This window comes from Tsukamurella sp. USMM236 (assembly GCF_037148755.1).
In the GTDB taxonomy this organism is placed as follows: Bacteria; Actinomycetota; Actinomycetes; order Mycobacteriales; family Mycobacteriaceae; genus Tsukamurella.
In genome coordinates this window covers 235020-249454 of record NZ_JBBCSS010000002.1, presented here as the reverse complement: position 1 = coordinate 249454, position 14435 = coordinate 235020, and the positions used below count along the sequence as shown (strand labels likewise).

The following is a 14435-nucleotide window of genomic DNA, read 5'->3' as shown; positions in this document are numbered from 1 at the left end:
TCCGGGCCGAGCGCGCGCATAGAACGTAAGATCGACACGTGGCAACTTCGCGGATCGAGCGTCTCACCAACCTGGTGATATGCCTTCTGTACACGCAACGACCGCTCGATCGGGACTACATCCGGGCGAACGTCTTCGGGTACGACCCGGACTCGGACGACGAGGCCTTCGAACGGATGTTCGAACGCGACAAGGCGGACCTGCGCGAACTCGGCGTCCCCATCGAGGTGGCCCCGGTCTCCCGGATCAACTCGGCCGTCGGCTACCGCATCGCCCTCGACGAGTACGCCCTCGGCGACATCGACCTGGACCCCGAGGAGGCGACCGCGGTGGCCGTCGCCTCGGCGCTGTGGCAGTCGCCGGAGTTGTCGGCCGCGGCCCAGTCCGCGGTGCAGAAGCTGCGCGCCGGCGGGATGGACGTCGACGGCCCCGGCGCGGGCGTGAGCCCCGGCATCGCGCCCGACCGCGGGGCCGAGGGGGCGCTGCTCGCCATGCTCGAGGGCGTGGACCGGCGCCGTCAGGTCACCTTCGAGCACCGCGCCAACCCGGCGCAGCCGTACGTCGACCGCACGCTCCACCCGTGGGGCGTGGTCACGTTCCGCGGCAGCGCCTACGCCGTCGGGCACGACGTCGCGCGCGACGCGGTGCGCACCTTCAAGCTCAGCCGCGTCCGGGGCGGCTCGGTCACGGGCAGTCCCGCCACCGTCCGGCCGCCGGAGGGCTTCGACCTGCACGCGCACGTCGTGGCCACCGTCGCCGAGCGCGATCCGGTCGGCACGGCCCGGCTGTGGGTCGCGCAGGGCAAGGGCGACGGGCTGCGCCGCCTCGCCTCGACCCAGGCCGACGGTGACTTCCGGGGGCGGCCCGGCACGGAGCTGACGGTGGAGATGCGGTCGGTGGACGCCGTGGCCCGCGAGGTCAGCGGACTCGGGCCCGATGCGGTGGTCTTCGAGCCGCAGCAGTTGCGCGACGCCGTCGTCGAGCGACTCACGGCACTGGTGGGGGAGCGATGAGCACGCAGTCGAAGCAGCCGAGCCGGCAGATGCAGCGCCTGGCGCGCTGGCTCAACGTGATCCCGTACTTCCGCACCCACCCGGACGCGGATCTCGAACGTGCGGCGGCCGACCTGGGCGTCACCGTCGCGCAGCTGCGCAAGGACATCACGGGCCTGACGATGTGCGGGCTGCCCGGCATGTTCCCCGGCGACCTCATCGAGATCGACTACGACGAAGCCGGCGTCGACATCGAGTTCAGCGCCAACCTGGACCGCCCCCTCAAGCTCACCGGCCCCGAGGCCGCGTCGCTGCTGCTCGCCCTGCGGGCCCTGGCCGACTCGCCCGGCGTCGCGGACCCCGCGGCCGTGCTGCGGGCCATCGCCAAGCTGGAGGCGGCCGTCGCCGGCGCGGGCCGCGACACCGTCGCCTCGATCGACGGTGCGCAGGACGCCGGCCCCGTCGCCGCCATCGCGAGCACCGTCCGCGGTGCCCTGCGCGACGGCCGCGCGCTGCACCTGCGCTACTACTCCGCCACCCGGGACGCGGCCACCGAGCGGGACGTGGACCCCATCGCCCTCGACACCTTCGCCGGGCACAGCTACCTGCAGGCCTGGTGCCGCAGCAGCGAGGGTCTGCGGATGTTCCGGCTCGACCGGATCGACGAGGCCGTCGTCCTCGACGAGGCCGCGTCGGTGCCGCAGCACGTCGAGCCCGCATCGGGCCTGTTCGACGGTGCCGCCGCGGACGAGCTGACCACCGCCACGCTCGAGGTCGGGCCCGGCGCCGCCTGGGCGCTCGAGTACCACCCCTTCACGGTGCTCACCGACGAGGCGGGCGGCCCGGTCACCGCGACGATGCAGTACGCGACTGAGTCCTGGATGGTCCGGTTCGTGCTCAGCTTCGGCGGGGAGCTGACGGTACGCGGCCCGCAGTCGCTGGCCGACGCCGTGGCCGACCGCGCGGCGGCGGGACTCGCGAACTATTCATGAAGTGGACATGTCGGCCGGGACTTCGGCGGGCGTTCGGGGTCGCCGCGATCCGGTAGTCTCAGGAGAGATATTCGCGAAGTTAGTGAGGCATCGTCATGGGCTGGCATACCCCTTGGTTCTGGATCATCGCTGCGGTGGTCCTGCTGATCCTGTTCGGCGGCAAGAAGCTGCCCGACGCGGCGCGCGGCCTCGGCCGTTCCATGCGCATCTTCAAGAGCGAGATGGACGAGATGAAGACCGAGGGCGAGAAGAAGACCGCCGCTGAGCAGCCGCAGGCCCAGGTCGCCGACAAGCCGATCGACGTCCAGACGGTGCAGCCGTCCGAGGCCGATCACAAGTCGGCGTAGCCGCCTGCCCCTTTGAAGATCCCGTTCGATCCCCGTCGTCGTCGTGCCGTCGTCAATCCCGACGGCACGATGTCGATCGTGGAGCACCTCTACGAGCTCCGGACCCGGCTGTTGTGGTCGCTGCTCGCGATCGCGCTCACTTCGGTCGTCGGCTTCTGGTGGTACAGCCACGGCCCGTTCGGGCTGCCGTCCACAGGCCACCTGCTGACGGGACCCTACTGCGACCTCCCGGCCACCTCGCGCGCCGAGATCACCCGGGACGGTGAATGCCGCCTCCTGGCCACCGGTGTCTTCGACCAGTTCAACCTGCGGCTGAAGGTCGCCGTCGCTACCGGCGTGCTGCTGGCGTGCCCGGTGTGGCTCTACCAGATCTGGGCCTTCATCGTGCCCGCCCTGCACCGCAACGAGAAGCGGTACACGGCCGCGTTCGTCGCCCTCGGCGGCACGCTCTTCGTCAGCGGCGCGGTGCTCGGCTACCTGATGATCACCAGCGCCTTCAGCTTCTTCCTCACGGTCGGCAACGAGACCCAGGTGACGGCGCTGCAGGGACCCGACTACTTCAGCTTCGTACTGAACGTGATGGCGATCTTCGGTATCAGCTTCGAGCTGCCGCTGTTCATCATCGCGCTCAATCTGGTCGGCGTCCTCAAGTACGACAAGCTCAAGCAGTGGCGCCGCGGCCTCCTGCTGTCGATGTTCATCTTCGCCGCCTTCCTGACGCCGACGGGCGATCCGTTCACGATGCTGACTCTCGGCGCGGCGCTCGCCGTCCTCCTCGAGCTCTCCATCCAGTTCGCCCGGTGGAACGACCGGCGCAAGGCCCGTCGCGCGGGCGCGGCGGACGCCTGGGAGGGCGAGCTCGACGACGAGGCGGCGTCGCCGGCACCGTCGGCCCCGCAGCCGATCGGCGCGTCGACAGGCCCGTCGGGCAGCGCTCTCGCCGCCCCGGCACCGGTCGGGCAGCCGGACACGCTGACGCGCACGTCGATCCCGCGTTCGGGGTTCGATGACGTCCTCTGAGTTCGACAGCTTCACCGCAGCCCTCGAGTTCACCCTCGATCCGTTCCAGGTCCAGGGCTGCCGCGCGCTCGAACAGGGCCGCGGCGTGCTCGTCTGCGCCCCGACCGGCGCGGGCAAGACCGTGGTCGGCGAGTTCGCCGTCCACCTCGCCCTGGCCGGCGGCACCAAGTGCTTCTACACGACGCCGATCAAGGCGCTGTCGAACCAGAAGCACGCCGAGCTGACCGCCCGCTACGGCGCGCACAACGTCGGGCTGCTGACGGGCGACACCGCGATCAACTCCTCCGCGCCGGTGGTCGTGATGACCACCGAGGTGCTGCGGAACATGCTCTACGCGAACTCGACCACCCTCGACGGCCTGAGCCACGTGGTGATGGACGAGGTGCACTACCTCGCGGACCGGTTCCGCGGCGCGGTGTGGGAGGAGGTGATCCTGCACCTCCCCCAGGAGGTGCGTTTGGTCAGCCTCTCCGCGACGGTCTCCAACGCCGAGGAGTTCGGCGCGTGGATCACCGAGGTCCGCGGCAGCACCGAGGTGATCGTCGACGAGCACCGGCCGGTGCCGCTGTGGCAGCACATGCTCGTGGGCCGGCGGCTCTTCGACCTGTTCGACACCAAGGCCCTGCGCACCGCCCAGGAGTCCGGGCAGAAGAACCTGGTCCTCGACGCCGACCTGGTGCGCTACGTCAAGCAGCGGGAATCGCTGGACCGCAGCTTCGAGCCCGGCATCAACAGCCGCACCGGGCGGCGCACCGGCGGCCGGGGCCGCCCGCAGGCGACCCGCCGGCCGATCCCGCGCCCCGACGTCATCGCGCTGCTCGACGCCGAGGGTCTGCTGCCGGCCATCACCTTCGTCTTCTCGCGCTCCGGCTGCGAGCAGGCGCTGACCCAGTGCCTCCGGTCGCCCGTCGTGCTCACGGACCAGGCGCAGGCCGACGAGATCGGGCGCATCGTCGACAAGCACGTCGCCGAGTTCGCGCCCGCCGATCTCGACCTGCTCGGGTACGAGGAGTGGCGCGCCGCGCTGCTCCGCGGCTTCGCGGCGCACCACGCCGGCATGCTCCCCGCCTTCCGGCACGCGGTCGAGGAGCTCTTCGTCAAGGGTCTGGTGCGGGCGGTCTTCGCCACGGAGACCCTGGCCCTCGGTATCAACATGCCCGCGCGCACCGTCGTGCTGGAACGCCTGGTCAAGTACAACGGCGAGTCGCACGTCGAGCTCACGCCCGGCGAGTACACGCAGCTCACGGGCCGCGCCGGCCGCCGCGGCATCGACATCGAAGGCCACGCCGTGGTGCTCTGGCAGACCGGCGTGCGCCCGCAGGAGGTGGCCGGGCTCGCCGGGGCGCGCACGTTCCCACTGGTCAGCTCGTTCTCGCCCGGCTACAACATGTCGATCAACCTGCTCGACCGCCTCGGCCGCGTCGGCGCCGAGCGGCTGCTCGAGGCCAGCTTCGCCCAGTTCCAGGCCGACCGCTCCGTCGTCGGGCTCGCGAAGCGCGTCGAGCGCGGGGAGAAGGAGCTGGCGACCCTCAGCGCCCAGATCACCGAGGCCGCCGGCGGCGCCGACTACCTCGAGTACGTGCGGCTCCGCGAGGCCGTCCGGGCACGGGAGCGGTCGTTGCGCCGCGAACACCTCGCGGACCGGCACGACGGCGCGGCCACCGCGCTCGCGGAGCTGCGCCGCGGCGACGTCATCGCCGTGACCGGCGGCCGCCGCCGCGGCCTCGCCCTCGTCGTGGAGCCGTCCGGCGACCGGCGCGACCCCAAGCCCGTGGTGGTGACCGAGAGCAGCTGGTCGGGCCGCGTCGGCGCCTCCGACTTCGTGGGCGACGTGGCGGTGCTCGGCACGCTGCGGGTGCCGAAGAACGCCGACTACCGCTCGGGCCGCGGCAAGCGCGACCTGGCGTCCACGCTGCGCAACAGCAACATCTCCGCGCCGCGGCAGCAGGCGAAGGCGGCGCGCCCCGCCGCGTCCGACACGCAGCTCGCGGACCTGCGCGCCCGGATGCGGGCGCATCCCGCGCACACCGGGCAGCGCGCCCCCGAGCTGGACCGGCTCGCCGAGCGCTACGCCCGGCTCGAGCGCGAGGTCACGGCGTCGGCGGCGACGGTCCGCGCCACCACCTCTTCGCTCGCCGTGACGTTCGAGCGGATCGTCGCGCTGCTCGGCGACCGCGGGTACATCGAGACCGTCGACGGGGAGTCCGAGCTCACGGAGGCCGGCCACCGCCTGGCCCGGGTCTACAGCGAGTCCGACCTGCTGGTGTGCGAGTGCATCGAGGACGGCGTCTTCGACGGTCTCGACCCGGCCGGCCTGGCCGCGGTGGTCAGCGCGCTCGTCTTCGAATCCCGCGGCGAACGCGGCGGCATGCTCCTGACCGGCGAGAAGGTGCCCGGCGCAGTGCGCTCGGCGGTCCGCGACATCGCCGACCGCTGGACCGACATCGTCTCCGCCGAGGCCGCGCACCGCCTGGAGCCCAGCCGGGAACCCGACATCGGTTTCGTCGCGCCCATGCACCAGTGGGCCGCGGGCGGAACCCTCGCCGCGGTGCTGCTGGCGGCGGGCGAGCGCGGCCGGCCTCTGCCCGCGGGAGACTTCGTCCGATGGTGCCGGCAGGTGATCGACCTGCTCGATCAGATCAAGCAGACCTCGTTCGACACCCGCCCGGGGTTGGCGACCGTCGCCACCGCTGCGATCGCAGCCGTCCGGCGCGGCGTCGTCGCGGAATCGGGCTGATGATCGGGTATCTTGACCGAAGAGGCGTACGTCGCGGGCCGTCGGCCGGCGACAGGGGAGGAGTGGACACATGAGCAACCCGCAGGATCCGAACCAGTGGGCGCAGCAGGGCTGGCAGCAGCCCGGCCAGCAGCAGCCGCAGGATCAGACCCAGATCGCACCGCAGTACGGCCAGCAGGGCTTCGGCGCGCCGGCGGGTGATCAGACCCAGATCTCGCCGCAGTACCAGGGCCAGTGGGGCCAGCAGCCGCAGCCGCAGGGCCAGCAGTTCGGCGGTGGCTACCAGCAGCCGCAGCCGCAGCAGCCCCCGCAGTTCGGGCAGGACCAGTTCGGCCAGCAGCCCGGCCAGCCCGCGCAGTTCGCGGGCCAGCAGTTCGGGCAGCAGTTCGGTCAGCCGGGGCAGCCCGGCCTGGGCGGCCCCAAGAAGTCGAGGACCGGCCTCGTCGTCGGTATCGCCGCCGCGGCGATCATCGCGATCGTGGCGATCGTCGTCCTGGTGGGCTGGCTGACCGGCGCCTTCTTCGGCAAGAAGTTCGACAACGCCAAGGTCAACGAAGGCGTGACGAAGGTCCTCAACGACAGCTACAACGAGACCGGCACCAAGGACGTCGACTGCAAGACCGACGGCGTCAAGGTCAAGACCGGCGAGACCTTCACCTGCAGCGCCACCATCGGCGGCAAGCAGAAGACCGTCGAGGTCAAGGTGCTCGACGACAACGGCAAGTACCAGGTGGGCGCGCCCTCCTGATACCGGTGGCCCGCGGGGATTGTCCGCGGGCCGTTCGGTCAGCCCGCGAGGGCGGCGAGCAGGCGCTCCACCTGCGCTCCGATCCGCAGTTCCTCGGCCAGTTCGGCCAGGCGCTGCGGATCGCGTGCTTCCCGGGGCATCGCATCGGATCCCGACAGCGCGACGTCCGCGTCGCGCTGCACCCAGACCACGTCCCAGGCGGCGTCGAGGTAGTCCGCCGACGCGGCGATCGACGTCGCCGCCCGGGCGGCCAGCGGCGACGGGGTCCGCGCCGCGGCCTCGCGGATCGCGGCGAGGGAGCCGTACTCCAGCAACAGCTTGGAGGCCGTCTTCTCGCCGATGCCGGGCACGCCGGGCAGCCCGTCGGACGGGTCGCCGCGCAGCAGCGCGAGCTCCGCGTAGGCCTCCCCGGCGCGGTCCAGGGGCAGGCCGTACTTCTCCGCCACCTCGGCCGGCCCGAACATCTCGGCCTTGGCGATGCCGCGGCCGATGTACAGGCACCGCACGCCGGGCGCGGTGTCGTCGGCCACCTGCAGCAGGTCGCGGTCACCCGAGACCACGATGACCGGGTCGTTCTGCTCGCGCGCGGCCAGGGTGCCGAGCACGTCGTCAGCCTCCAGGTCGACGGCGCCGCCCGTGGCGATCCCGACGGCGTCGAGGACCTCGAGGATCATGTCCACCTGGGGCGAGAGGGTGTCGGGCACCTCCTCGGCGCTGCCGTCGCCCTCCTCCGCCACGCGATGGGTCTTGTAGGTGGGGAGCAGCTCCACGCGGAAGGCGGGGCGCCAGTCCAGGTCGAGGCACGCCACGAGCCGTCCGGGCCGATGCGTGGTGATCAGCTGCGAGGTCATGTCGAGGAAGCCGCGCAGCGCGTTCACCGAGCGGCCGTCGTCGGCCTTCACCTTGTCGGGGATCGCGTAGAAGGCCCGGAACCAGAGCCCGGCGGAGTCGAGCAGCATCAGTGGGCGCGCGTCGTTCGTCACGGGAATCATCGTGTCACAATCGGATCATGAGTAACCCCCAGTCCTTTCCCGCCTCGGTGTACGCGACCCGTCTCACCCGGGCCCAGCAGCTCGCGACCGCGGCGGGCACCCCGCTCGTCATCACGCCCGGGCCCGATCTCGCGTACCTCACCGGCATCGTCAGCGAGTCCTTCGAGCGCCTCACCGCCCTCGTGATCACCGACGCCGGCTTCGGCCTGGTGGTCCCGCGCCTCGAGCTCGCGATTCTCAAGGACTCCTCGGTACCCGGACTCGGCGCGGCCGGGGTCGAGCTCACCATCCACGACTGGGTCGACGGTGACGACCCGTACGCCCTCGTCCTCGGCCTCCTCTCCGGGGCGTCGACGGTGGCCGTCGCCGACGCCGTGCCCGCGCTGCACCTGGTGCCGCTGCTGGACCGGGGCCTGAGCGTGGGCCTGGCGACCGGCGTGCTGCGCCGGCTGCGGATGATCAAGGACGCGGCGGAGCTCGACGAGCTGCGGGCCGCGGGCGCCGCGATCGACCGCGTGCACGCCCGGATCGGCGACTTCCTCAAGGTCGGCCGGACGGAGCGCGAGGTGGCCGACGACATCGCGGCCGCCATCGTCGAGGAGGGGCACACCGAGGCCGCGTTCATCATCGTCGGCTCGGGCCCGCACGGCGCCGATCCGCACCACGAGGTCTCGGACCGGGTCGTCGAGGCGGGCGACATCGTGGTCGTCGACATCGGCGGCCCGCTGGCGTCGGGCTACAACTCCGACTGCACGCGCACCTACGCGATGGGCGAGCCGGCGGCGGAGGTCGCCGAGCAGTACGCGCTGCTGGAGCGGGCGCAGCGCGCCTCCGTCGAAGCGGTGCGGCCGGGTGTGAGCGCCGAGGCGATCGACGCCGCGGGCCGCGACCTGCTCGCCGGCGCGGGCCTGGGGGAGTACTTCCTGCACCGCACCGGGCACGGCATCGGACTGTCCGTCCACGAGGAGCCCTACATCGTTGCGGGCAACGACATTCCGGTCGAACCGGGCATGGCCTTCTCGATCGAGCCGGGAATCTACTTCAGTGGCCGGTGGGGAGCGCGGATCGAGGATATCGTCATCGTCACCGAGGACGGCTGCGAGAGCGTGAACACCCGGCCCCACAGCTTGACGATCCTCTAGGAGCTACACACCGGAGGCATCATGACGCACGGCGGCGGCAGCACGGCCGATGGCCCTTCGATCTTCGAGGAGGGCGAGGGCAACAGCAGCCGCGTCGTCCAGATCGCGATCGTCGCCGCGATGGGCGGCCTCCTCTTCGGCTACGACAGCGCCGTCATCAACGGCGCGACGAAGGCGATCGAGGGCCGGTTCGACATCCACGGCTACACGCTCGGCTTCGCCGTCGCGTCCGCGCTGCTGGGCGCCGCCGCCGGCGCCATGACGGCGGGCCGGATCGCGGACCGGATCGGCCGCCTGCGCGTCATGCAGATCGCGGCGGTGCTGTTCTTCCTCAGCGCCATCGGATGCGCCTTCGCCACCCACACCTGGATACTCATCCTGTTCCGCGTGGTCGGCGGCGTCGGCGTCGGCGTGGCGTCGGTGATCGCGCCCGCGTACATCGCGGAGGTCTCGCCGGCCCGGATCCGCGGACGGCTGGGATCGCTGCAGCAGATGGCGATCGTGCTCGGCATCTTCCTCTCGCTGCTGGTCGACTGGCTGCTGGGCTCGCTCGCGGGCGGCGCGTCGAACGACCTTTGGTTCGGGCTGGAGGCGTGGCGGTGGATGTTCCTGGTGATGGCGATCCCCGCGATCGTCTACGGCGTGGCGTCGACGATGATCCCCGAGTCGCCGCGCTACCTGGTGTCCCGGCACCGCATCCCCGAGGCCCGGAAGGTCCTCACGATGCTGCTCGGCGAGAAGAACATGGACATCACCGTCACCCGCATCGAGCAGAGCCTCGCGGGCGAGGAGAAGCACTCCTGGCGCGACCTGGTCCGACCCGGCGGCGGCATCTACCCGATCGTCTGGGTCGGCCTGCTGCTGTCGGTCTTCCAGCAGGCCGTGGGCATCAACGTGATCTTCTACTACTCGAACATGCTCTGGCAGGCCGTCGGTTTCAAGGAGTCGCAGTCGAACCTGATCAGCGTCTTCACCTCGATCGTCAACGTCATCGTGACCATCGTCGCGATCATGCTGGTGGACCGGATCGGCCGCCGGCCCCTGCTGCTCATCGGCTCGATCGGCATGGCGTTCTCGCTCGCAACGATGGCGGTCTGCTTCAGCACCGCGGAGATCGTCGACGGTAAGCCCTCGCTCACCGGCGTGGTGGGCGTCCTCGCCCTCGTCGCGGCGAACCTGTTCGTGATCTTCTTCGGCGTGAGCTGGGGCCCGGTGGTGTGGGTGTTGCTGGGCGAGATGTTCCCCAACCGCATCCGCGGCGCGGCCCTCTCGCTGGCCGCGGCGGCGCAGTGGGCGGCCAACTGGGCCATCACGGTGACCTTCCCGAAGATGGAGGGCAATCTCACGCTGGCCTACGGGCTGTACGCGACCTTCGCGCTGCTGTCGCTCTTCTTCGTCTACCGGTTCGTGCCCGAGACCAAGGGCAAGTCGCTGGAGGACATGGACGGGAACATCCCCGCGCGGTAGCCGCTCCCGTCCGTCAACCGCGGAGCGTGCTCGATCCCAGAACTCGGGTCACGTCGATCTCGATCACGACGCGCTTCGGGTTCTCCCGCGGCGGCTTGTAGCGCACCGAGTAGCGGGCCTCGGCGTCGCGCACCGACTCCACATCGGTCAGGACCCGCGCCGGCCCCTCCAGGGTGAGCCAGCGGGCACCGTCGACCTGGGTCAGCGCGGCGTACCCGCCCCGGCCCGCGTTGCGCGCCTTCTGGCTGTCGCCGGAGGTGATGACGCGCGCGACCCCGGTCGCGGGGTCGTAGGTGAACGCGATCGCCACGGTGTGCGGCGTCCCGTCGGCGCGCAGGGTGCTCAGCGTCGCGAGGTGACGGTCGGTCACGAAGGCGAAGGCGTCGGGATTGAGGACAGGGCGGTCGTTCGGCACACCGTCACGGTAGCGGGGTGCCGCGCGTCTAGTCTGGTCCGGTGAGTGCGGACAGGATTCCCGACGGCGCGGTGCTCCTCCTGGGCGGCCGGAGCGAGGTCGGCCTGGAGGTGGCGCGGCGCATCGCACCGGGCCGCGACGTGATCCTCGCGGCCCGCCGTTCGGAGTATTTGGACGAGCAGATCGCGGCGCTGCGCGAGGTCGGCGCCACCGGCGTCTTCCCGATCGAGTTCGACGCGGACCGCACCGAGCGGCACGCCGCCTTCCTGGACGAGGTGGCCGACCGGTTCGGCCGCATCGGCGTCGCGGTCGTCGCCTTCGGCATCCTCGGCGACCAGGCCCGGGCCGAGGCCGATCCCACGCACGCCGTCCAGATCGCGCAGACCGACTACGTGGCGCAGGTGTCCATCCTGCTGGGGCTGGCGAAGCTGCTGCGCGCCCAGGACGACCGGGACGGCGGCCGGGGCGCCATCGTCGCCTTCTCGTCGGTCGCCGGCGTCCGGGTGCGCAAGGCCAACTTCGTCTACGGCAGCACCAAGGCGGGCCTCGACGGCTTCGTGCAGGGCTTCACCGACTCGTTGCACGGCAGCGGGATCCAGGTGTTGCTCGCCCGCCCGGGATTCATCGTCGGGGCGATGACGCGCGAGCTCATGGCGTCCGGGGTGAAGCCCGCGCCGTTCAGTCGCACCGCGCCCCAGGTCGCCGAGGCGACGGTGCACGCGCTGCGCCGCGGCCGCCGCGTCGTCTGGATCCCGCCGGTGCTGCGCCCGCTGTACGCCGGGCTGCGGTTCGTCCCGCAGGCCGTCTGGCGGCGGATGCCGCGATGACGGTGACCGTGGTCGGCATCGGCGCCGACGGCTGGCCCGGGCTGACCGACGGTGCGCGCCGCGCCCTGCTCGACGCGACCGTCATCCACGGCGCGCCCCGGCAGCTCGAGTTCCTGCCGAAGGAGCTGGCCGAGAGGGCCGCGCGGCCGTGGCCCTCGCCGCTGCTGCCCGCGATCGACGACCTCGCCGACGGGGTGCACGTGCTGGCCAGCGGCGACCCGATGTTCTACGGGGTCGGCGCGACCATCGCGCGGCGCCGTCCCGAGCTCGACCTGCACGTGATCCCGCACCTGTCGTCGTTCGCGCTGGCCTGCGCCCGCCTGCGCTGGCCGGCAGAGGAGGTCACGGTCGTCTCCACGGTGGCGCGGGACCCGTCGCCGGTCGTCCGCGCCGTCCGCGACGGGCGGCGGACCCTCGTCCTCAGCGAGTCCGGCACCACGCCGGCGCTCCTCGCGGAACTGCTGCGCGACGCCGGCCTCGCCGCGACGACGACGGTCCTGGAGCAGCTCGGCGGCCCCCGTGAGAAGGTCCGCCCGTTCCGGAAGAACCTGCGCATCGACGACCTCAACGTGGTCGCGCTCGAACCGGCCGGTCCGGCGGGGGAGTTCGCCTTCGAGCACGACGGCCAGATCACCAAGGCCGATGTCCGCGCCATGACGGTGGCGGCCCTGCGCCCGACGCCCGGCTGGATCTGGGACTTCGGCGCGGGCTCGGGTTCCGTCGGGATCACCTGGGCGCTGCAGGGCGGCGGCTCCGTCGTCGCCGTCGAGCGGCGTGCGGACCGGGCCGAGCGGGTGGCGCGCAACGCGGCCCGGGCCGGCGTGACCGTCGAGGTGGTCGTCGGCGACACGGCGGACCTCACCGCGGACCTGCCGATGCCCGACGCGATCTTCGTCGGCGGCGGCCTCACCGAGACCCTCGCCGCGGCGTGCGTCGGGGTGCTGCCCGCGGGCGGGCGGCTCGTGGCGAACACCGTCACCGTCGAGGGCCAGGCCCTGGCCGCGGCGCTGCGGGCCCGGTACGGCGGCGAGCTGCGCAGCTGCACCGTCGCGGACCTCGCGCCCCTGGGTGGGGGCACCGCGTGGCAGCCTCGCCGGCCGATCGTGCAATGGGTGTTCGTGAAAGGTGATGCGTGACCGTCTACTTCATCGGAGCCGGTCCCGGCGCCCCGGACCTGCTGACGCTGCGCGGCGCGGAGCTGCTCGCGCGCTGCCCCGTCTGCCTGTACGCGGGATCGCTCGTGCCGCAGCAGATGCTGGACCGGTGCCCGCCCGATGCGAAGCTCGTGGACACGGCGCGGATGCCGCTGCCGGACATCGTCGACGAGCTGGTCGCGGCGCATGAGGCGGGTCTCGACGTGGCGCGCCTGCACTCGGGCGACATCTCGCTGTACTCCGCGTTCACGGAGCAGGCCCGCCGGCTCGACGCGGCCGGCGTGCCGTACGAGATCGTCCCCGGCGTGCCCGCCTTCGCCGCCGCCTCCGCCGCGCTCGGCCGGGAGCTGACGGTGCCCGGCGTCGGCCAGTCGCTGCTCATCACCCGTGTCTCGACGCTCTCGACGGACATGCCCGCGGGGGAGGACCTCGCCTCGCTGGCCCGCACCGGGGTGACGCTGGCCCTGCACCTCGCCGCGCACCGTGCGCAGGCGCTGACCGAGGACCTGCTGCCGCACTACGGCTCCGATTGCCCCGTGGCGGTCGTGGCCTTCGCCAGCCGCGAGGACGAGCGGATCGTCCGCTGCCGGCTCGCGGAGCTTCCGGAGCGCCTCGCGGCGGAGGGGATCACGAAGACCGCGGTGATCTTCGTCGGCAAGGTGTTGGACGCGGAGGCCTTCGAGGAGAGCTACCTGTACTCGGCGCGCCGCCTGCGCGCCCCGGGGGCGAGCCACTGATGCCGCGCGTGCTGGTCCTCGGCGGGACCGCCGAGGCCCGCGAACTGGCCCGCCTCCTGCACGAGGACCCGCGGTTCACGGTGCTCAGCTCGCTGGCCGGCCGAGTGGCGAATCCGCGCCTACCGGTGGGGGAGACGCGGATCGGCGGGTTCGGCGGACCGTCGGGCCTGGCGGCGTTCCTCGCGGAGGACGGCGTGGACGTGCTCGTGGACGCGACGCATCCGTTCGCGGCGACGATCTCCCGCAACGCCGCCCTCGCGGCGGAGGCGGCGGCGGTGCCGGTGCTCGCGCTGGTCCGCCCGGAGTGGACGCCGGTCGCGGGCGACCACTGGACCCGGGTGCCGACGGTGGCCGCCGCGGCGGAAGCCCTGTCGCGCCGAGGCGGCGGACGCGCCATGCTCACGACCGGCCGCCAGGACGTCGGCGAGTTCGCGGCGCTCGAGGACTGGTGGTTCCTGATCCGCGTGGTCGACGCGCCGTCGGGCGCCCTGCCGCCGCGGCACGAGCTGCTCCGCGACCGCGGCCCGTACACGGAGGACTCCGAGCGGGCGCTGCTGCGCGCGAACGGGATCGATGTGCTCGTGACCAAGAACAGCGGCGGGGACCTGGTTTCGGCCAAGCTGGCCGCGGCGCGGGAGCTCGGGATCGACGTGGTCGTGGTCGACCGGCCCGAGCGACCCGCGGGGGTGCCCGCGGTGCCGACGGCGGCCGCAGCCTACGCCCGCCTCGTCGGGGAGGCCTGACACCGCCCGACGTACAAGCAGGACTTGTGGATCGGACCGGTATTCGAGCGGCACAGCCGCACTCGCGCCCCTACGATGGCGACTGTGGGGCTGCAAGCCCACGGACGCTACGACGAGGAGAC

Annotated in this window: 14 protein-coding genes; 12 read left to right on the top strand and 2 right to left on the bottom strand. The window is 72.3% G+C overall.

Annotated features, from left to right (window positions below):
• Positions 1–38 precede the first annotated feature (38 nt).
• The 6 genes from WFK95_RS07045 to WFK95_RS07020 all read left to right on the top strand — a co-directional run bounded on the left by WFK95_RS07045 (position 39) and on the right by WFK95_RS07020 (position 6836).
• Positions 39–1013 carry a helix-turn-helix transcriptional regulator gene (locus tag WFK95_RS07045; RefSeq protein ID WP_336670277.1) on the top strand — a complete coding sequence of 325 codons (975 nt, stop codon included), beginning with the start codon at positions 39–41 and terminating at the stop codon, positions 1011–1013.
• A complete protein-coding gene (locus tag WFK95_RS07040; RefSeq protein ID WP_336670276.1) occupies positions 1010–1984 on the top strand; it encodes a helix-turn-helix transcriptional regulator in 975 nt (324 codons plus the stop codon). Before WFK95_RS07045 ends, WFK95_RS07040 begins: the two co-directional genes overlap by 4 nt.
• A 95-nt stretch (positions 1985–2079) precedes the next feature.
• The gene (gene tatA / locus WFK95_RS07035) at positions 2080–2331 is read left to right on the top strand and encodes a Sec-independent protein translocase subunit TatA (protein WP_336670275.1); all 252 of its coding nucleotides are present in this window, start codon (positions 2080–2082) and stop codon (positions 2329–2331) included.
• Positions 2332–2343: 12 nt separating this feature from the next.
• Positions 2344–3351 carry a twin-arginine translocase subunit TatC gene (tatC, locus tag WFK95_RS07030; protein ID WP_336670274.1) on the top strand — a complete coding sequence of 336 codons (1008 nt, stop codon included), beginning with the start codon at positions 2344–2346 and terminating at the stop codon, positions 3349–3351.
• Positions 3338–6088 (top strand): DEAD/DEAH box helicase, encoded by a 2751-nt coding sequence (locus WFK95_RS07025; RefSeq protein ID WP_336670273.1) that lies wholly within the window; start codon positions 3338–3340, stop codon positions 6086–6088. Before tatC ends, WFK95_RS07025 begins: the two co-directional genes overlap by 14 nt.
• Before the next feature lie 70 nt (positions 6089–6158).
• Positions 6159–6836, top strand: coding sequence for a DUF4333 domain-containing protein (locus WFK95_RS07020; protein WP_336670272.1), 678 nt, complete (start codon positions 6159–6161; stop codon positions 6834–6836).
• Positions 6837–6874: 38 nt separating this feature from the next.
• Here WFK95_RS07020 and WFK95_RS07015 read toward each other — a convergent pair whose 3' ends face one another.
• Positions 6875–7828, bottom strand: coding sequence for a 5'-3' exonuclease (locus WFK95_RS07015; RefSeq protein WP_336670271.1), 954 nt, complete (start codon positions 7826–7828; stop codon positions 6875–6877).
• A gap of 17 nt (positions 7829–7845) precedes the next feature.
• On the opposite strand from WFK95_RS07015, the gene WFK95_RS07010 reads away from it, so the two are divergent.
• Positions 7846–8970 (top strand): M24 family metallopeptidase, encoded by a 1125-nt coding sequence (locus tag WFK95_RS07010; RefSeq protein WP_336670270.1) that lies wholly within the window; start codon positions 7846–7848, stop codon positions 8968–8970.
• Positions 8971–8991: 21 nt separating this feature from the next.
• A complete protein-coding gene (locus WFK95_RS07005; RefSeq protein ID WP_336670269.1) occupies positions 8992–10437 on the top strand; it encodes a sugar porter family MFS transporter in 1446 nt (481 codons plus the stop codon).
• 13 nt (positions 10438–10450) lie between these two features.
• Here WFK95_RS07005 and WFK95_RS07000 read toward each other — a convergent pair whose 3' ends face one another.
• A complete protein-coding gene (locus tag WFK95_RS07000) occupies positions 10451–10852 on the bottom strand; it encodes a TIGR03618 family F420-dependent PPOX class oxidoreductase (RefSeq protein WP_224647153.1) in 402 nt (133 codons plus the stop codon).
• A gap of 41 nt (positions 10853–10893) precedes the next feature.
• Here WFK95_RS07000 and WFK95_RS06995 point away from each other — a divergent pair, with 41 nt between their 5' ends.
• From WFK95_RS06995 to WFK95_RS06980, 4 genes are read left to right on the top strand one after another with little or no spacing between them, the layout of a single operon-like run.
• Positions 10894–11679 carry an SDR family NAD(P)-dependent oxidoreductase gene (locus WFK95_RS06995; RefSeq protein ID WP_224647152.1) on the top strand — a complete coding sequence of 262 codons (786 nt, stop codon included), beginning with the start codon at positions 10894–10896 and terminating at the stop codon, positions 11677–11679.
• On the top strand, positions 11676–12815 hold the full coding sequence (gene cbiE, locus WFK95_RS06990; RefSeq protein WP_336670268.1) for a precorrin-6y C5,15-methyltransferase (decarboxylating) subunit CbiE: 1140 nt from the start codon (positions 11676–11678) through the stop codon (positions 12813–12815). The genes WFK95_RS06995 and cbiE overlap by 4 nt, the downstream gene beginning before the upstream one ends.
• A complete protein-coding gene (cobM, locus tag WFK95_RS06985) occupies positions 12812–13570 on the top strand; it encodes a precorrin-4 C(11)-methyltransferase (RefSeq protein ID WP_224647150.1) in 759 nt (252 codons plus the stop codon). The genes cbiE and cobM overlap by 4 nt, the downstream gene beginning before the upstream one ends.
• Positions 13570–14313 carry a cobalt-precorrin-6A reductase gene (locus tag WFK95_RS06980; protein WP_224647149.1) on the top strand — a complete coding sequence of 248 codons (744 nt, stop codon included), beginning with the start codon at positions 13570–13572 and terminating at the stop codon, positions 14311–14313. The genes cobM and WFK95_RS06980 overlap by 1 nt, the downstream gene beginning before the upstream one ends.
• The last annotated feature ends 122 nt before the right edge of the window (positions 14314–14435 follow it).